At 70.6% G+C, this 16,595-nt stretch carries 17 protein-coding genes; 10 read left to right on the forward strand and 7 right to left on the reverse strand.

Annotation, left to right across the window (positions count from 1 at the left end; translation table 11 throughout):
• Positions 1–82: 82 nt before the first annotated feature.
• Entirely contained in the window at positions 83–685 is a 603-nt protein-coding gene (locus ACWIHT_RS01275; RefSeq protein ID WP_456163119.1) for a sigma-70 family RNA polymerase sigma factor, read from the reverse strand.
• Positions 686–843: 158 nt separating this feature from the next.
• Here ACWIHT_RS01275 and ACWIHT_RS01280 point away from each other — a divergent pair, with 158 nt between their 5' ends.
• Positions 844–1,827: a MerR family transcriptional regulator gene (locus tag ACWIHT_RS01280; protein WP_456163121.1), complete on the forward strand. Its 984-nt coding sequence runs from the start codon at positions 844–846 to the stop codon at positions 1,825–1,827.
• Here the strand turns inward: ACWIHT_RS01280 and ACWIHT_RS01285 are convergent.
• Positions 1,816–3,189, reverse strand: a complete 1,374-nt coding sequence (locus ACWIHT_RS01285) for a cryptochrome/photolyase family protein (RefSeq protein ID WP_456163123.1) — start codon at positions 3,187–3,189, stop codon at positions 1,816–1,818. The genes ACWIHT_RS01280 and ACWIHT_RS01285 overlap by 12 nt on opposite strands.
• A 200-nt stretch (positions 3,190–3,389) precedes the next feature.
• Between ACWIHT_RS01285 and ACWIHT_RS01290 the strand changes: the two genes are divergently transcribed.
• Positions 3,390–3,557, forward strand: coding sequence for a hypothetical protein (locus tag ACWIHT_RS01290; protein WP_199827269.1), 168 nt, complete (start codon positions 3,390–3,392; stop codon positions 3,555–3,557).
• An 18-nt stretch (positions 3,558–3,575) separates the two neighbouring features.
• On the opposite strand, the gene ACWIHT_RS01295 is transcribed toward ACWIHT_RS01290, so the two are convergent.
• Positions 3,576–4,487 (reverse strand): LysR family transcriptional regulator, encoded by a 912-nt coding sequence (locus tag ACWIHT_RS01295; protein WP_456163125.1) that lies wholly within the window; start codon positions 4,485–4,487, stop codon positions 3,576–3,578.
• A gap of 143 nt (positions 4,488–4,630) precedes the next feature.
• Here ACWIHT_RS01295 and ACWIHT_RS01300 point away from each other — a divergent pair, with 143 nt between their 5' ends.
• The 5 genes from ACWIHT_RS01300 to ACWIHT_RS01320 all read left to right on the forward strand — a co-directional run bounded on the left by ACWIHT_RS01300 (position 4,631) and on the right by ACWIHT_RS01320 (position 8,915).
• On the forward strand, positions 4,631–4,708 hold the full coding sequence (locus tag ACWIHT_RS01300) for a putative leader peptide (RefSeq protein ID WP_351520955.1): 78 nt from the start codon (positions 4,631–4,633) through the stop codon (positions 4,706–4,708).
• Positions 4,709–4,827: 119 nt separating this feature from the next.
• A complete protein-coding gene (gene sfnG, locus ACWIHT_RS01305) occupies positions 4,828–5,949 on the forward strand; it encodes a dimethylsulfone monooxygenase SfnG (RefSeq protein WP_201048720.1) in 1,122 nt (373 codons plus the stop codon).
• A gap of 31 nt (positions 5,950–5,980) precedes the next feature.
• A complete protein-coding gene (gene ssuE, locus ACWIHT_RS01310; RefSeq protein ID WP_456163127.1) occupies positions 5,981–6,535 on the forward strand; it encodes an NADPH-dependent FMN reductase in 555 nt (184 codons plus the stop codon).
• A 5-nt stretch (positions 6,536–6,540) separates the two neighbouring features.
• Positions 6,541–7,737 (forward strand): SfnB family sulfur acquisition oxidoreductase, encoded by a 1,197-nt coding sequence (locus tag ACWIHT_RS01315; RefSeq protein WP_456163129.1) that lies wholly within the window; start codon positions 6,541–6,543, stop codon positions 7,735–7,737.
• Positions 7,738–7,772: 35 nt separating this feature from the next.
• Positions 7,773–8,915: an LLM class flavin-dependent oxidoreductase gene (locus ACWIHT_RS01320; protein ID WP_456163131.1), complete on the forward strand. Its 1,143-nt coding sequence runs from the start codon at positions 7,773–7,775 to the stop codon at positions 8,913–8,915.
• A gap of 7 nt (positions 8,916–8,922) precedes the next feature.
• Here ACWIHT_RS01320 and ACWIHT_RS01325 read toward each other — a convergent pair whose 3' ends face one another.
• The 4 genes from ACWIHT_RS01325 to ACWIHT_RS01340 all read right to left on the reverse strand — a co-directional run bounded on the left by ACWIHT_RS01325 (position 8,923) and on the right by ACWIHT_RS01340 (position 14,361).
• Complete coding sequence (locus tag ACWIHT_RS01325; protein ID WP_456163133.1) at positions 8,923–10,155, reverse strand: GNAT family N-acetyltransferase; 1,233 nt, start codon at positions 10,153–10,155, stop codon at positions 8,923–8,925.
• A gap of 89 nt (positions 10,156–10,244) precedes the next feature.
• Positions 10,245–11,273 carry an acyl-CoA dehydrogenase family protein gene (locus tag ACWIHT_RS01330; protein ID WP_456163135.1) on the reverse strand — a complete coding sequence of 343 codons (1,029 nt, stop codon included), beginning with the start codon at positions 11,271–11,273 and terminating at the stop codon, positions 10,245–10,247.
• Positions 11,274–11,367: 94 nt separating this feature from the next.
• Positions 11,368–13,065, reverse strand: coding sequence for a purine-cytosine permease family protein (locus ACWIHT_RS01335; RefSeq protein ID WP_456163137.1), 1,698 nt, complete (start codon positions 13,063–13,065; stop codon positions 11,368–11,370).
• A 213-nt stretch (positions 13,066–13,278) separates the two neighbouring features.
• The gene (locus ACWIHT_RS01340) at positions 13,279–14,361 is read right to left on the reverse strand and encodes a substrate-binding domain-containing protein (RefSeq protein ID WP_456163139.1); all 1,083 of its coding nucleotides are present in this window, start codon (positions 14,359–14,361) and stop codon (positions 13,279–13,281) included.
• Positions 14,362–14,472: 111 nt separating this feature from the next.
• On the opposite strand from ACWIHT_RS01340, the gene ACWIHT_RS01345 reads away from it, so the two are divergent.
• The 3 genes from ACWIHT_RS01345 to ACWIHT_RS01355 all read left to right on the forward strand — a co-directional run bounded on the left by ACWIHT_RS01345 (position 14,473) and on the right by ACWIHT_RS01355 (position 16,594).
• Positions 14,473–14,949: a MarR family winged helix-turn-helix transcriptional regulator gene (locus tag ACWIHT_RS01345; protein ID WP_456163141.1), complete on the forward strand. Its 477-nt coding sequence runs from the start codon at positions 14,473–14,475 to the stop codon at positions 14,947–14,949.
• Positions 14,950–15,041: 92 nt separating this feature from the next.
• A complete protein-coding gene (locus ACWIHT_RS01350) occupies positions 15,042–15,398 on the forward strand; it encodes a YciI family protein (protein ID WP_456163143.1) in 357 nt (118 codons plus the stop codon).
• Positions 15,398–16,594, forward strand: coding sequence for an RNA polymerase sigma factor (locus tag ACWIHT_RS01355; RefSeq protein WP_456163145.1), 1,197 nt, complete (start codon positions 15,398–15,400; stop codon positions 16,592–16,594). Before ACWIHT_RS01350 ends, ACWIHT_RS01355 begins: the two co-directional genes overlap by 1 nt.
• Position 16,595 lies beyond the last annotated feature (1 nt).

Below are 16,595 nucleotides of genomic sequence, written 5' to 3' on the forward strand. Positions count from 1 at the left end.
CCTTTGACTTGGCTGGCCTGACCGCGTCTGGTGCGGTGTGCGGTAAGAGCCGCTTCACTCCATTCTGCTCCTTATTCACCCTTTATGTGTAGTGGTCAGCCTGTTCGCCGTGCCGGAGGCTGCGGCGCAGCTGGTGGAGCCCGCGTCGGGCGTGGCTCTTGACCGTGCCCAGCGGCCAGCCGGTGCGCCGCGCGATCTGGGTCTGGGTGAGGTCCTCGTAGTACGTCAGTCGCAGCACCCGCTGCTGGGGCGCGGGCAGTTGGGCCAATTCACGCAGGACGAGGACCCGGTCGAGAGCGGCGTCCGGCCGGTCGGTGGCCGGGTCGGCGAGGGGCAGGGCCGCTCCGGCGGCGGCCACGAGGTGCAGGCGGCGGGTCCGGGCGGACAGCGCGTCCGCGATCCTGCGCCTGGTGATGCCGACGATCCAGGCGCCGATCGTGCCGCGCTCGGGACGAAAACCCAGCCGTCCGCGCCACACCCCGAGAAACACCTGCTGGGTCACGTCCTCGGCCTCCTTGGCGTCCCCCAGTGAGCGCCGGGCCAGCGCGTGCACCAGGGGCGACCAGCGGTGGTACACGGCTGCCAGACAGTCCTCGTCGCCCGCCGCCAGCCCACCGGCCAGTTCCTCGTCGGTGCGCGCCTCCGCCGCCGGGCTCGGACGGACGGCACTGTGCTGCGGGCCCATGGCGACGGCTCCTCACGTCGGACGGCGACCGCCCGCGCTGAGTGCTTTGCGCGATGGCGGTGGGGGATGTCTGACGGGACATGCCCCGGTTCGTCCATCCTGGGAGCCAAGGATCAAGGCCATCAACTCGCGTCGATTCTGCGTCGTATAGTCGAAGGATGAGCGAGTTGCCCGCCGACCGGGACGCGCCGAACCGGTCCACCGCCGAACTCCCCCTGACCACCGGCGCGTTGGCCCGCCGACTGGGCGTGGCACCCACCACGCTGAGGTCCTGGGAGCAGCGCTACGGCATCGGGCCCGCCGTCCGAGCCGAGGGACGGCACCGGCGCTGGACCCCACGTGACGTGGCGCTGCTGGAGGAGATGTGCCGGCTGACCTCGTCGGGCGTACCCCCGGCCGAGGCGGCCCACGCGGCGAGAGAGGCCGCGGGTGCGCGGACGGAGCGTCCGGCGCGGGCCCCCGGCCGCTCACGGGCGGCCGGCACCCTGCCCCTCGGCGATGTGCGCCAGGAGTGCCGAGGCCTCGCCCGCGCCGCCGTGCGGCTCGACGCACCGGCCGTCGAACGCCAACTCGCCGACGCCGTCGACCGGTACGGCGTCGTCGTGGCCTGGCAGGAGGTGATGGCGCCGACCCTGCACGCGGTGGGGCGCAAGTGGGCCTCGTCCGGGGACCGTTACGTCGAGGTCGAGCATCTGCTGTCCTGGCAGGTCTCCACCGCCCTGCGCCGGTACACCCCGGCCTCAGGACGGCAGCCGGACGCCCCGCCCGTCGTCCTGGCCTGCGTACCCGGCGAACAGCACACCCTGCCGATCGAGGCGCTCAACGCCGCCCTCGGTGAACTCGCCCTGCCCACAAGGATGTTCGGCGCCGCCGTACCCGCCGAGGCGCTCGCCGCGGCGGTGCGGAGACTGGGACCCGCGGCCGTCGTCCTGTGGGCACAGGCGCGCTCCGCCGCGAGCCCGCCGCTGGCCCGGCACCTCGCCGACCTCCGCTGGGGAGTGAAGGGGGCGCGACGGCAGCCCTCGGTGGTCCTGGCCGGTCCCGGCTGGTCCGGCACCTCGGCGCGGGGCGCGGTACGGCCGACGACACTCGCCGACGCCGTAGACCTTCTGTCGGGGGCGTACGGGACCTCAGTCACCTGACCGTCCTTGCCTGAACCGCGCCAGTCCGTCGGCGAGTTCGACGATCGGATCCGGATAGTCGCCGAGCGCGACCCGCTCAAGTCCCTTGAGTTTCCACGGTTCGTGCACCAACGGCCCCTCCAGCTCAGCGAGTTCGGGCACCCAACGGCGGACGTAGACACCTTCCGGGTCGTGCCGCTTCGCCTGCGTCACGGGATTGAGCACGCGGTTGGGGCGCGAGTCGGTGCCGGTGCCCGCCATCCACTGCCAGTTGAGCTGGTTGTTCGCCACATCGCCGTCGACCAGCAGGTCGAGGAAGTGCCGGGCACCGATCCGCCAGTCCACGTAGAGCGTCTTGGTGAGGAAGCTCGCCGTCAGCAGCCGTCCCCGGTTGTGCATCCAGCCCTCGTGGCGCAGTTGGCGCATCGCCGCGTCGATCAGCGGATAGCCGGTACGGCCCTCCTTCCAAGCCGCGATGTCCGCACGCGCCGTGGTCTCCGACCGCCAACGGTCGTGTTTCGTACGGTAGTCGGCGCTCGCGGCCACCGGCCTGGCCGCCAGGACCTGGCGGTGGAAGTCCCGCCAGGCGAGCTGCCGTACGAACGCCTCGGCGCCCGGTCCGGTCAACCGCCGTGCCCGGTGGACGAGTTCGACGGGGGAGAGGGTGCCGAAGTGGAGGTGCGGGGAGAGACGGGAGGTGGCGTCCCCGGCGAGGTCGTCGTGGATGTCCTCGTACGCGGCGATTCCGCCGCGGAGCCATCGGCTCAACTCCCTGCGGCCTGCCGTCTCCCCGCCGGTCGCGAGGCCCGGCGAGAGGTCTGCGATGTCGGTGCGGGACGGCAGTTCCTCGGAACCGACGCCCTCCGGGACCCGCACGGTGCGCGGTGCGGCGAGCGGGGCGCGCAGATGGACCCCCGACCACTGCCGGAAGTACGGCGTGAAGACCGCGAAGTGGTCCGAGGAGGCGGGGGTCACGGCACCTGGGGCGACGGCCGTGGTCACCGTGTCGTGGACGTGCAGTCGCCGTCCCTCCGCCTCCAGCGCCCGCCGCAACCGCTGCTCGCGCCGCTGCGCGTAACCGCTCACGTCGGCCGCCATGTGCACCTCGTCCGCGTCGGTCTCGGCGGCCACCTTGCACACCTCGTCGACGACGTCACCGGAGCGGAGCACGAGCCTTCCGCCCCGCTCACGCAGCCCCGCGTCGAGATCGCGCAGACAGTCGGCCAGGAACGCGAGCCGGTTGGGCGCGGTGAACCCGGCGTCCGCCACAGCCCGGTCGCGCACGAACAGGGGGACCACCTGGCGGGCCCCGTCGGCGGCCCGCAGCGCGGGATGGTCGTGCAGACGCAGGTCCGAGGTGAACAGGACGACCGAGACGTTCATGGTGCGCGCTCCGGGAGACGGGAAAAGGCGGCCGTGAGGTGTTTCCGTGCGGGCACGCCCGACGGATGCGGCCGTCACCCGGCCGGTGTACGCCTCTCCCCGGAGCGGTGACATGCATGTCAACGCGGATCGGGGGCAGACGCACGGTTGCGGCGGTCCCCGTGGGGAGCCGAAGGCCGAAGCTGGAGGTGTCTGCGGACATGGGCGCGAAGGTGTTGGAGCGGTTTCCGGCGGGAGCCCCGCGCGGATCATGGCCCGCCGAGGAGTTCGCGGCCCGGCGCCGCGCCGAGGGTCAGCCCGCCAGGGTCGTCATGGACCTGAAGTCCGACGCGTTCCTCGTGGTGGTCCCGGTGGGCGACGAGGACTGACCGGACGGCACACCGGCCTCAGGGCTGTGTGCCGCCCAGCTCGCGCGCCCGGCGCACGAACGCCTCGTACAGATCCCCGGCCGCCTGCGGCACGGACTCCGCGCGTCGGCGGCGCAGCATCAGCAGCACCCGGGCGGTGTCGCCCGCGATCGGCCGGTAGGTGATCGCGCCGAGCCGCTCCAGCGGGTCCCCGATCACACTGAAGTCGGGCAGGACGGTCACCCCCAGCCCCTCCGCGACCATGAGCTTGCCCATCTCGGCGCCATCGGTCGAGTAGGCGAAAGCCGGTCCCCGCCCATGGAGCAGCCGGTGGACATAGCGGTGCATCACATAGCCGGAGCGCATACCGATCAGCGGTTCGGTGAGTAGGTCGTCCACACTTACGGTCGGCCGGGCCGCCAGTGGGCTGTCGGGACGCACGCACACCACCGGCAGCCCGGACAGCAGCTCGGTGGACTCGAAGTCGGCCGGCATGTCGTCACCGTCGAGATGGTTGACCAGCCCGAGATCGAAACCGCCCTCCGCCAGCGCCCGATGGATGTCGGTCTGCTGCGCGCCGACCACCTCGACCTGGGTGAGCGGATGCGAGGCGCGGAACTCCCGGACGACGGGCAGCAGCAGCGGCACAGTCGCCGCGTTCACCGTGCCCACCCGCACCATGCGGCTGATCCGGTGCCGCTCGCCCGCCGCCGCCCGCAGCCGGTCCACCGCGTCCAGCACGTCGACGATCTTCGGCAGCAGCTCCCGGCCCGCCGTGCTCATCGTCGCGCCGGTCCTTTTGCGCTCCAGGAGGTCGACCCCGAGTTCGCGTTCGAGATTGCGCACGGTCTCGCTCAACGCGGGCTGCGACAGGCGCAGTTCCTCGGCGGCCCGGCGCAGCGAGCCGAGCCGGGTCACGGCCGCGATGTATTCCAGCTGTTCGGTCCGCATGCCCGCAGAATGCGGCCGATTTCCCGGGCTGTTCAAGGGTTTCCCTGTCACACCTTCGTGAAATTCAATGGTCCGCGATACGAGACCGGTCGGGTTTTCCTTGACGGTCCTCGCGGACGGCTGCCACGATCGAGGACATGAAGATGCGACTGGACCTCACGCGGCGACGCCACGTCGACCTCGCGCGCGTCTCCAGTGCCTCCTGTTGCACCGCGGCCTGATCCCCCTCTTTCTCGCTCCCGATCCGCCGCCCTCTTTCCGCCTCCGCCCGACATTCGCCGGATATCGCTCCGGCCGGATTCGGCGTGCCCGGAAACATATTCCGCAACAGGAGTTCCCTGTGTCCGCAGCGCCCGTGAAATTCGCCTACTGGGTCCCCAACGTCAGCGGGGGACTCGTCACCAGCAAGATCGAGCAACGCACCGACTGGAGCTACGAGTACAACCGCGAACTCGCCGTCCTCGCCGAGAACAACGGCTTCGAGTACGCGCTCAGCCAGGTCCGCTACATGGCCAGCTACGGCGCCGAGTTCCAGCACGAGTCGACCAGCTTCAGCCTCGCCCTGCTCCTCGCCACCCAGCGCCTGAAGGTCATCGCCGCCGTCCACCCCGGCCTCTGGCACCCCGGCGTCCTCGCCAAACTCGGCGCCACCGCCGACCACTTGTCGGGCGGCCGCTTCGCCGTCAACGTCGTCTCCGGCTGGTTCAAGGGCGAGTTCACCGCACTCGGCGAACCCTGGCTGGAGCACGACGAGCGCTACCGCCGCTCCGAGGAGTTCATCCAGGCCCTGCGCCAGATCTGGACCGAGGACCACACCGAACTCGCCGGAGACTTCTACCGGTTGCGCGACTTCTCCCTCAAGCCCAAACCCCTCAACACCCCCGAACGACCGCACCCCGAGATCTTCCAGGGCGGCAACTCCACCGCCGCCCGCGCGATGGCCGGCCGGGTCTCCGACTGGTACTTCTCCAACGGCAAGGACTTCGACGGCGTCACCGAACAGATCGCCGACGTACGCCACTCGGCGGCCCAAGTCGGCCGTACCGCACCGAAGTTCGGCCTCAACGGCTTCCTCATCGCCCGTGACACCGAGGCCGAGGCCCGCGACACGCTCCGCGAGATCGTCGCCAAAGCCGACCGCGAGGCAGTGGAAGGCTTCGGGGCCGCGGTGAAGCAGGCCGGTCAGTCCTCGGCCGACGGCAAGGGCATGTGGCAGGACTCCACGTTCGAGGATTTGGTGCAGTACAACGACGGCTTCCGTACGGGGCTCATCGGCACGCCGGAGCAGATCGCCGAACGGATCGTCGCCTACCGGAAGTTGGGCGTCGACCTTCTCCTGCTGGGCTTCCTGCACTACCACGAGGAGGTCGAGTACTTCGGCAAGCGGGTACTGCCCCTGGTCCGTGAACTGGAGGCCCAACTCCCCGACGCCGAGGCCGAGTCCGTCTCCGTGCACGCCTGACCGTCCCCGCAGCAGACCAGAAAGAGGACCCATGGCCACCGTCCTGTCCGTCTCCGGCAGCCCCTCCGTCTCCTCCCGCACCAACCGGCTCCTGCGCCACCTGGACAAGCGGCTGATCGCCCAGGGGCACGAGGTGATCCCGCTCGACGTGCGCACCATCCCCGCCGAGGCACTGCTCGGCGCGGACTTCCGCCACCCGGCGATCGTCGAGGCGACCGAACTCTTCGCCCTCGCCGACGGCGTCGTCGTAGGCACCCCCGTCTACAAGGCCTCCTACTCCGGAGTCCTCAAGGCGCTGCTCGACCTGCTCCCGCAGTACGCCCTCACCGGCAAGACCGTGCTGCCGCTCGCCACCGGTGGGTCCACCGCACATGTGCTGGCCATCGACTACGCGCTCCGCCCGGTGCTGAACTCCATGGGTGCCGCGCACATAGTCCAGGGCTGGTTCACCCTCGACAAGGACATCACCACGCACGAGGACGGCTCGCTCACCGTCGCCCCGGGCACCACCGAGGCGCTCACCCAGGTGGTGGACCAGTTCTCGGCGGCCCTCGGCCGCACCCCGCTCCTGGCGGCGGCGAGCTGACCACCATGACCGCCCGTGCGAACGCTCATGTGATCGCCGACGACGCCGAAGCCCTCGTCCTCGCCGCTGCGCTCGCCGACGAGTTCCGTGCCGGGGCCTCCGCCCGCGACACCGAACGCAGGCTCCCGCGCGCCGAGTTGGACCGGCTCTCCGACTCCGGGCTGCTCGCCGTCACCGTACCCGCCGAGTACGGCGGCGCCGACGTGAGTTCTCAGACCCTCGCCGAGATCTTCCGCCTGCTCGGCTCCGCAGACGGCAGCCTCGCCCAGATCCCGCAGAGCCATTTCGCCTACGTCAATGTGATCCGCCGTCAGGGCACCCCGGACCAGCGGAAGTTCTTCTTCACCGAACTCCTCGCGGGCCGCCGCTTCGGCAACGCCCAGTCGGAGGCCGGCACCAAGCACGTCCAGGACATCCGCACCCGCTTGACCCTCCAGCCGGACGGTTCGTACCTCCTGACCGGCGTCAAGCACTACTCCACCGGCGCCCTCTTCGCCGACTGGATCCCCGTCCTCGCCCGCGCCGAGAACGACAACCTGCACGTCGCCTACGTCCCGAGCGACGCCGAGGGCGTCACGGTCGTCGACGACTGGGACGGAATGGGCCAGCGCACGACGGCCAGCGGCACGGTCCGCCTGGAGGCGGTCTCCGTCCCGGCGGACCGGGTCCTGCCCCACCATCTCACCTTCGAGGGCCCCCAACTCCACGGCGCAGTGGCCCAGTTGCTGCACGCGGCCATCGACGCCGGAATCGCCGGCGGAGCCCTGGCCGAAGCGGCCGAGTTCGTACGGACGAAGAGCCGCCCATGGTTCGAGAGCGGGCTGGAGACGGCTGCCGAGGATCCGCTGCTGATCCAGCGGTTCGGCGAACTCGCCATCCAGGTACGGGCGTCCGAGGCCCTGCTGATCCAGGCGGCCCGGGCCGTGGACGCGGCGCGCGCCAACCTCACCGACGACTCGGCGGCGGAAGCGTCCATCGCGGTGGCGGCGGCCAAGGTGCACGCGGCGCAGACGGCCGTGGAGGTGGCGGGCGCCCTCTTCGAGGTGTCCGGCACCCGCTCGGCCCTCAACTCGCTGAACCTGCACCGCCATTGGCGGGACGCCCGCACCCACACGCTGCACGACCCGGCGCGCTGGAAGATCCAGCACATCGGCAGGTACGTGCTCAATGGCACCAGGCCGCCACGCCACGGCCTTCTCTAACCCACCTTCAGGACAGTCCGGATCGGAGACCCCACGTGTCCCTCACCTTCCACTGGTTCCTCCCCACCAACGGAGACAGCCGCCATGTCGTCGGCGGCGGTCACGGCACCCCCGCCACCGTCTCCGGACGGGACCGGCCGCCGACGGTCGCCTATCTGAGCCAGATCGCCCGCGCGGCGGAGGACCTGGGATTCGTGGGCGCCCTCACACCCACCGGCGCCTGGTGCGAGGACGCGTGGCTGACCACCGCGATGGTCAGCCAGCACACCGAACGCCTGAAGTTCCTGGTCGCGTTCCGGCCCGGCTTCGTCTCGCCGACGCTCGCCGCGCAGATGGCGTCCACGTTCCAACGGCAGTCCGGCGGACGGCTGTTGCTCAACGTCGTCACCGGCGGCGAGAGCCACGAGCAGCGGGCCTACGGGGACTTCCTCGACAAGGACGACCGTTACCGCCGTACCGGCGAATTCCTGGAGATCGTAAGGGATTTGTGGGACGGCAAGACCGTCGACCTGGCCGGGGAGCATCTACGCGTCGAGGACGCGAAGCTGGCGCGGCTGCCGGAGCCGGTGCCGGAGGTGTACTTCGGGGGGTCCTCACCGATTGCCGGGGAGATTGCCGCCAAGTACGTGGACGTGTACCTCACTTGGGGCGAGCCGCCCGCCCAGGTCGCCGAGAAGATCGCGTGGATCAGGGGGCTGGCGGCGAAGGAGGGACGGACGCTGAGGTTCGGTATCCGGCTGCATGTCATCACGCGTGACACGTCCGCGGAGGCCTGGGCCGAGGCGAACCGGCTGCTCGAAGGATTCGACTCCGAGACCGTGAAGTCCGTGCAGGCGGGGCTCGCCCGGAGCGAGTCCGAAGGGCAGCAGCGGATGCTGGCCCTGCACGGGGGCAGCCGGGACGGGCTGGAGATCCACCCCAACCTGTGGGCCGGAATCGGGCTGGTCCGGGGTGGAGCGGGAACGGCCCTGGTCGGCAGCCACGAAGAGGTCGCCGAGCGGATCAAGGAGTACGCGGCCCTCGGCATCGAGGAGTTCGTGCTGTCCGGGTATCCGCACCTGGAGGAGGCGTACTGGTTCGGCGAGGGCGTGCTGCCGAGGCTGGCCGCCGAGGGAGTCTGGCGGCACCCGGTCGGTGGGCGGCAACCCGCCCAGGCGCAGGTGCCGTTCGCGGGCTGAACCCTCGTCAGAACCAGTGCAGGCAGTGCGGGGAGCGATCCGCCCGGAAGAGGGCGTCGGCGAGGGCGGCCGCGCCCGGGCGGTGGGCCCGGATGTGTCCGGCGCGCACGAGCGTGCTCGGGGCGGTGCCGCCGAGGTAGACCGAGCCCAAGTCGCCGATGTCCATGGACAGATCGGGCTCCCGGCCCGTGAGGACACAGTCGGCCTTGCCGTCCCGAACGGTCAGCAGGTAACGGCCGTGCTCGTCGAGGAACGGGTCGTCGACGGCGAGGACCAGCTCGCCGTCCGTCGACCAGCCGCGCGCGGTCAGCGCACGCGGGACGTCCAGCAGCCGCACCCAGAGCCAGTCGGTGTCGCCGCTCACCTCTCCGGCGCGGAAGTCCGTGAGCTGCCAGCGCAGCGGATGGCCGGGCGGGAAGTGCCTGAACACCACCTGATCGACCAGGTCGTGGCCGAGCACGAACCGGGCCAGCGCCGTGAAGACGGCGTCATCGGTGGCGATCGTCTCGTCCACGGTCAGGGTTTTGGCTTCGCCGAGCGCATAGCTGGCGTAGCCGTCCGGTACCCCGTCGGCGTCTCGGTGGACGGCGACATAGCGCGGCTTCGGAGAGATCGGGGGCTGTCCCGCGCGCAGGGCCCACCAGCGGTGCGGCCGGGACAGCGCGCCGGGCTGTGCGCGGCGGTAGCGGTCGTAGACCTCTTCCAGGATGTCGCCGCACTTGGCGCGGGGCAGCAACTCGACCGAACCGGAAGCCGAGTCGGACGCCGAGCCGTCGGCGGTGTCGCGCGCCCGGGGCGGGGCGAGGGCGGCCCGGTGGCGCGGCACCGTCAGGCGCTGCGTGTACGTCGCCGGTCCGTAGCCGAACCTGCGGTAGATCAGGGCCTCGGAGGCCAGCAGCACGGAGAGGGCCTCCCCGCGGGACCGCAGCTCGGTGAGCTGGTGGCGCATCATCGCGCTGAGCACACCCTGACGCCGGTGCGAGGCCAGGACACCGACCGCGGTCACCCCGCCGACCGGGACGACGATCTCGCCGGGCAGCGTGAGCTCGAAGGAGTGCGCACCGGCGGTTCCGATGGGGCGGCCGTCCGCCGCCGTGGCGAGCAGGCAGCGATCCATTTCGAGCGCCGACCACCAGAGACCGCCCCCGTCGGTCGGGGTCTCCGGGAAGAGCCCGAAGGCGGCATGGAGCGTGTCGACGAACACGTCCAGGTCCTCGTCGGTCGTGGGACGGATCTCCACCACTGTCGCTACCTCCCCGGGGATAACGGCACCACGTCCCGTGATGCCCCGCCACAGTGCAGCGTCGCTCCGCGACCGGGTCAAGCGAATTAAGCGTCGGCCAGCGCCTTCAAGTGGGCCGCTCTCGATTCCGCCGTCTGGCCCTGAACCAGCAGGAACAGGGCCTCGCGCGCGAGGCGTTGGGCCCTGCTCGTCAAGGACAGGGATCTGCCGCCACCGGCCACCACGGCCGCCGTCGTGGCCGTCATCAACACCTCGTACGCCTGTGTCCTGAGCGCCAGCCGCTCGGCCAAGTGCTCGTGCGGCAGCGGGAGTTCGGCCAGGGCGTAGGCCTGCTCGCGTACCTCGTCGAGGCGGGTGCGGAGCGGGTCGGCGGTGTCGTCGTCCAGCAGGCCGAGCGCCGCCGCCGCGACTCCGAACACCGCCGGTGACGCGTTCGTCGGCTTCGGGCGGTCCGCCTTCGCCCACTCCGCGTACGGCGTGCGCAGGGCCACCGCCTCCTCGGGGAGCCACAGGCCGTCCAGCTCCAGCGACACGGTCCGGGACGCGGTAAGTGCCGCCAGCCGCATGGGAGTTGAGGGGCGCAGGCCGGGTTGCTCCCGCGCCTCCGTGAACGCGAACAGCGCCTCGTCCGCGTCCGTCACCCCCGCGAGCAGCATGACGTCGTTCAGACCCCAGCCCGTGTACCAGGGCACCGTCCCGTCGAAGCGCCAGCCGCCCCGCTCCCGCGACACCCGCACCGGGATCCGGGGATACGCCCGCAGATGCGCGTACGCCACCCCGGACATCAACTCGCCTCGCGAGAGCGGGCCCAACAGGCTTTCCCGCACCGGCAGTTCGCTCTTCGTCAGCGTCATGACGGGCGTGTGGTGCTGTGTCTGCACGAACCACGTGGAGCAGCACGCCCCGGCCAGGATCTCCGCCGTCTCCCTCGCCACCGCGCCGGGTGCCGCCGAGCCGCCGTAGGCCACGGGGGCGCTCACGCCCAGCAGGCCGGACTTCTTGATCGCCTCGATGTGGGTCGCCGGTACGCCTTCCTGGTCGACCTGTTCGGCGTGCGGGGCGAGGAGGTCGTCCGCCAGTCGTCGGGCGCGGGTGACGAGAACGTGGGAGGTCATGCGGGTGATTCTCCCGATCGGCCGGGCCGGTCACGCGCGACGCTCCGGCCCGTGTCGGAGGACGCGGGCCGGAGCGGTGGGGACGACGCGGCGGTCAGTCGGACGAGCGTACGGCGGGCATCGCGAGGTCGACCGGGCCGGTGTCGCCGGGGCCGGTCTTGCAGGAGTCGTGGCAGTCCTTGTCCAGGGAGCAGCAGAGGGAGCAGATCGGGCCGGAGTGGAAGGGGCAGTTCGCCACGTCGGGGCGCTCGAAGGCCGTCGCGCAGACCGTGCAGGTCAGCTCCACGGCCGAGGGCAGCCCGTCGGGGCCGAGCAGCGGCTCCTCCAGGTCGTCGAGGCGGGCGATGTAGTACTTGCCCTTGGTGAGGTACGCGAACAGGGGCGAGAGGACCATCGCCAGGAACAGGGCGATGAAGGGGGAGTACGCCTTGCCGTAGTCGCCGAACGCCTCGAAGTACGCGGCGATGGACACGGCCGAGGCGATGAGCATCGAGCCGAAGCCGACCGGGTTGAAGTTGTAGAGGTGGGCGCGCTTGAACTCGATGTAGGACGGGCTGAGTTTGAGCGGCTTGTTGATGACCAGGTCGGCGACCACCGCGCCGATCCAGGCGATCGCCACGTTGGAGTAGAAGCCGAGGACCGTGTTGAGGAAGCCGAAGACGCCGCCCTCCATCAGGGCCAGGGCGATGCCGACGTTGAGGAAGATGTAGACCACGCGGCCCGGGTGACGGTGTGTCAGGCGGGAGAAGAAGTTCGACCAGGACAGCGAACCGGAGTACGCGTTCGTCGAGTTGATCTTCACCTGGGAGAGGATCACGAAGAACGTGGCCAGGCCCAGGGCGACCGGAGCGGCGAAGGTCTTGAAGCCGTGCACGTACTGCTGGATGGGCTCGTTGGCCTTGGCCAGGCCCACGCTGCCGGCGATGTAGAAGGCCAGGAACGCGCCGCCCATCTGCTTCGCCGCACCGAGGATCACCCAGCCGGGGCCGGCGGAGAGCACCGCGCCCCACCACTTCTTGGCGTTCTGCGGGGTCTTGTCGGGCATGAAGCGCAGATAGTCGACCTGCTCACCGATCTGCGCGATCAGCGACAGCGCCACACCGGCGCCCGCGCCGACCCCGAGCATGCTGATGCTGGACCCGGTGGGGGAGTTGCCCGCGAAGTGCGCGAACTGCGAGAACTTGCCCGGCTCTTGAATGGCGATGGACACGAACGGCGCGACCATCAGCACCAGCCACACCGGCTGGGTCCACACCTGCATCTTGGAGAGCGCGGTCATGCCGTAGATCACCAGCGGCAGGATGATCAGTGAGCAGATCAAGTAGCCCACGGCCAGGGGGATGTGGAGGCCCAGGTCGAGCGCCTGGGCCATGATCGAGCCCTCCAGGGCGAAGAAGATGAAGGTGAAGCTGGCGTAGATGACCGACGTGAGGGTCGAGCCGAGGTAGCCGAAGCCCGCGCCCCGGGTCAACAGGTCCATGTCGATGGAGTACTTGGCCGAGTAGTACGAGATCGGGATGCCGGTGAGGAAGATCGTCACCGCCGCCGCCAGGATCGCCACCATGGCGCTGGAGAAGCCGTTCGAGATCGCGATCGAACCGCCGATGGCGAAGTCGGCGAGGTACGCGATGCCGCCGAGCGCGGTGGTGGCCACCACGTACGGCGTCCAGCGCCGGAAGGACTTCGGCGCGTAGCGCAGCGAGTAGTCCTCCAGGGTGTCGTTCTGCGCCCAGTCGTTGTAGGTCCGTCCGGCAGCCGTTGCCGGCGCCTCTTCGTCGACGATCTCCGTCACGACACTTCCCTCTTCCACGGGTGTGGGTCATCTCCCGGACGGCCCGGGGGAGTTGGACGGAAGAGTCACGCCGAATTGTTTCCCGACCGTTTCGGACGCTTTAAATGAGAGACCTTTCAAAATTCTTTTGGCGACGCGCGTAGATTTAATTGATACTTCCTGTGGAAACTATTTCTGCGGGAAGGTAGCCTCAGTCCTGGCAGGTGGGGGAGGTCAGAGTTGGGCGACGATGTCGAAGTCGAAGGCGTCCGCCCGCGCCAGATACAGCCGTTGGCGGAGGTGATTGCCGTGCAGACGCAGTACGCCCCTCGGGCCCTCGTACGAGACGCTGCCGCCGACTGCGCACATGGTCCCCACGTCGAGCGACCGCGCCTGCTCGGCCAGTGCCGCCAGCAGCCGTACGCCTTCGAAGCACGACTCGCCGAGACTGCCCACGACGGGTGCCTCCACGCCGAAGCGGGCCGCGTAACGCCCGCTGAAATCAAGGCTTTCGGCGGTGGCGAGGGTCTCGAAGTAGCCGGCCGCCGCCCACAGTCCCTCGGTGGCCTCCGCGCCGGTGGCCAGCAGGATGTTCTCGTCCATGTGCGTGCTCAGCCGCAGGCAGCGTTGATGCAACCCGTGGGCGGCGAACGCCCTGTTGAAGCGCGCCGCGTCGTCCCCGACCAGCAGCATCAGCACGGCGTCCGCCTCGCACCGCTCGACGCGGCGCAGGACCGGACCGAACTCGTACGTGCCCAGCGGGACGAAGACCTCGTCGCGCACCCGGCCGCCGCACTCCCGGGCGTAGCGGCGCGCGGCCCGTGCGGTCACGCGCGGCCACACGTAGTCGTTGCCCACCGTGCACCAGCGGCGCGCACCCGTCTCCTCCGCCAACAGGCGCATGGCGGGCAGGAGTTGGGCCGCGTCGGTCTCACCGGTCAGGAACACGCCGGGGGTGCGCTCGCCGCCCTCGTACTGCGCGGTGTAGACGTACGGCACCCGGCCCGCGATGCGCGGCACCAGTGCCTTGCGGACCGCCGAGGTGTGCCAGCCGACCACCGCGTCGACCGCGCGCATCGACACCAACACCTCGACCTCGGCGGCCACTTGCTCCGCCGGAGCACCGCCGTCCACCACGATCAGCCGGACCTCGCGGCCCAACACCCCGCCCGTAGCGTTGAGTTCCTCCACGGCGAGCTGCGCGGCCAGTTCGCAGGACGGGCCGAAGACGCCCGCCGGACCTCGCAGCGGGACGACCAGCGCCACGACCAGAGTCCTGACCGGGCCGCTGATCCGCCCGGGCGGCAGGGAACGCACCAGACCACCTCCGTGAGGGCCTGAGGGCACGGAAACCGGGCCCGGCCCCGGCGCCCTCGCAGAGGCTCGTAATCTGAACCGCACAGTAGACCTACCGGAAGGACAGCGGCAATGTCGTCCGTACCGTCGCCGGGCCTCGCCCACCTGCTGAGTCACGCCGAGCGGCGACTGGGCCTGCGCATGGCCGCCGTACTGGCCGAGGAGGACTGCTCGGTCGAGCAGTGGCGCGTCCTGTCGATCATCGCGGACGGCAAGGGACATCCGATGACCGAGATCGCCGACCAGGCCCTGATGCCCGCGCCGAGCCTGACCAAGCTGGTGGACCGCATGGTGGCCGACAACCTCGTATACCGCCGTCCCGACAGCGCCGACCGCCGCCGCGTCCTCCTCCACCTCACCGCCCGGGGCCGCACCCTCCATCAGCGCGCCGCGCACCGCCTCCTCACCGACCAGACCCGGCTGCTCGACGCGATCGACGACCACGGCGACCTCGTACGACTGCTGGCGCGGCTCACCGCGGCCCTGGACCAGGAGCCCACGGAAGAGACCAGGGACGAGCCCGCGGAGAAAATCCTGCCGGTCTCCTGAGGCGCGCTGTCGATCCGGGAACACGGCGTTCGTGTAGGAGGTGAGAGATCCCCCGAGGGACTCCGAGAACCCCCTGCGCCATGGAGGACGCCATGCAGCACTACCTGCTCAGTGTGATCACGCCGACCGACGGACAGATGCCCTCGCCCGAGGAGATGGCGGAGATCAGGCGCAAGCTGGAGATCTTCCACGACGAGCTCCAGGCCGCCGGTGCCTGGGTCTTCGCCGGCGGACTGCACGGACCGGAGACCGCCACCGTGTTGCGCCCCAAGGACGGTGACGTGCTGATCACGGACGGCCCGTACGCCGAGGGCAAGGAGTATCTGGGCGGGCTCTGCCTGATCAAGGCGGCCGACCTGGACGCGGCCCTGGAGTGGGGGAAGCGGGCGACCTGGGCCACCACCCTGCCTGTGGAGGTGCGCCCCTTCATGAATACCTCCGAGGACTAATGGCGTTCGACACCGACATCGAGGCCGTCTTCCGTACCGAGTACGGGCGCGCGGTCTCCGTCCTGGTCCGCTTCCTCGGCGACATCGACCTCGCCGAGGAAGCGGTCCAGGACGCCTTCACCACGGCCGTACAGAAGTGGCCGGAGACCGGTGTGCCGCCGAGTCCGGCCGGGTGGATCATCACGACCGCCCGCAACCGCGCGATCGACCGGCTGCGCCGCGAGTCCTCCAGGGAGGCCCGGCACAGCGAGGCCGCCCTGCTGTACGCGTCCGACGCGCCCGCCGAGGAGGGACCCGTGCGCGACGACCGGCTCCGTCTGATCTTCACCTGCTGCCACCCCGCGCTCGCCACCCAGGCACAGGTCGCGCTCACCCTGCGGCTGCTCGGCGGGCTCACCACCGCCCGGATCGCCCGCGCCTTCCTGGTGCCGGAACCGACGATGGCCCAGCGCCTGGTCCGCGCCAAGGCCAAGATCCGCGACGCGAGAATCCCGTACCGGGTGCCCCGCGACGCCGACCTCCCCGACCGGCTGGGGGGCGTGCTGGCCGTCGTCTACCTGATCTTCAACGAGGGCTACACCGACTCGCCCGAGCTGTGCGCCGAAGCCCTGCGCCTCGGCTGCCTGCTGTCCGAGCTGATGCCGGACGAGCCCGAGGTCACCGGCCTGCTGGCGCTGATGCTGCTCATCGAGTCGCGCCGGTCGGCCCGGGAGGGCGCGAACGGCGAGCTGGTGCCGCTGCCCGAGCAGGACCGCGACCGGTGGGACCGCGAGCTGATCGCCGACGGCCAGTCACTCGTCCGGCGGTGCCTGCGGCTGAACAACCCCGGGCCGTACCAGATCCAGGCCGCGATCAACGCCGTGCACAGCGACGCGCAGACGGCGGACACGACGGACTGGGGACAGATCCTCCAGCTCTACGACCAGCTCATGGCCGTAGCGCCGAGCCCGGTCGTCGCCCTGAACCGGGCCGTCGCCGTCGCCGAGGTGGACGGCGCGCGCAAGGCCCTCGACCTCGTGGACGCGCTGGACCTCGACGACTACCACGTGCTGCACGCGGTGCGCGCCGATCTGCTGCGCCGCCTGGGCCGCCACACGGAGGCGGTGGCGGCGTACGAGGCGGCCCTCGCCCGCACCGACAGCGCGGCGGAGCGCGGGTACCTGCAACGCCGCTGCCGGGAACTCGTGCGGATGTGAC

This window comes from Streptomyces sp. NPDC002276 (genome assembly GCF_053891435.1).

Bases quoted from the DNA above. Each gene is read 5' to 3' on its own strand.
- ACWIHT_RS01275 (WP_456163119.1), bottom strand. From the start codon at position 685: ATGGGCCCGCAGCACAGTGCCGTCCGTCCGAGCCCGGCGGCGGAGGCG.
- ACWIHT_RS01280 (WP_456163121.1), top strand. From the start codon at position 844: ATGAGCGAGTTGCCCGCCGACCGGGACGCGCCGAACCGGTCCACCGCC.
- ACWIHT_RS01285 (WP_456163123.1), bottom strand. From the start codon at position 3,189: ATGAACGTCTCGGTCGTCCTGTTCACCTCGGACCTGCGTCTGCACGAC.
- ACWIHT_RS01290 (WP_199827269.1), top strand. From the start codon at position 3,390: ATGGGCGCGAAGGTGTTGGAGCGGTTTCCGGCGGGAGCCCCGCGCGGA.
- ACWIHT_RS01295 (WP_456163125.1), bottom strand. From the start codon at position 4,487: ATGCGGACCGAACAGCTGGAATACATCGCGGCCGTGACCCGGCTCGGC.
- ACWIHT_RS01300 (WP_351520955.1), top strand. From the start codon at position 4,631: ATGCGACTGGACCTCACGCGGCGACGCCACGTCGACCTCGCGCGCGTC.
- ssuE (WP_456163127.1), top strand. From the start codon at position 5,981: ATGGCCACCGTCCTGTCCGTCTCCGGCAGCCCCTCCGTCTCCTCCCGC.
- ACWIHT_RS01315 (WP_456163129.1), top strand. From the start codon at position 6,541: ATGACCGCCCGTGCGAACGCTCATGTGATCGCCGACGACGCCGAAGCC.
- ACWIHT_RS01330 (WP_456163135.1), bottom strand. From the start codon at position 11,273: ATGACCTCCCACGTTCTCGTCACCCGCGCCCGACGACTGGCGGACGAC.
- ACWIHT_RS01345 (WP_456163141.1), top strand. From the start codon at position 14,473: ATGTCGTCCGTACCGTCGCCGGGCCTCGCCCACCTGCTGAGTCACGCC.
- ACWIHT_RS01350 (WP_456163143.1), top strand. From the start codon at position 15,042: ATGCAGCACTACCTGCTCAGTGTGATCACGCCGACCGACGGACAGATG.
- ACWIHT_RS01355 (WP_456163145.1), top strand. From the start codon at position 15,398: ATGGCGTTCGACACCGACATCGAGGCCGTCTTCCGTACCGAGTACGGG.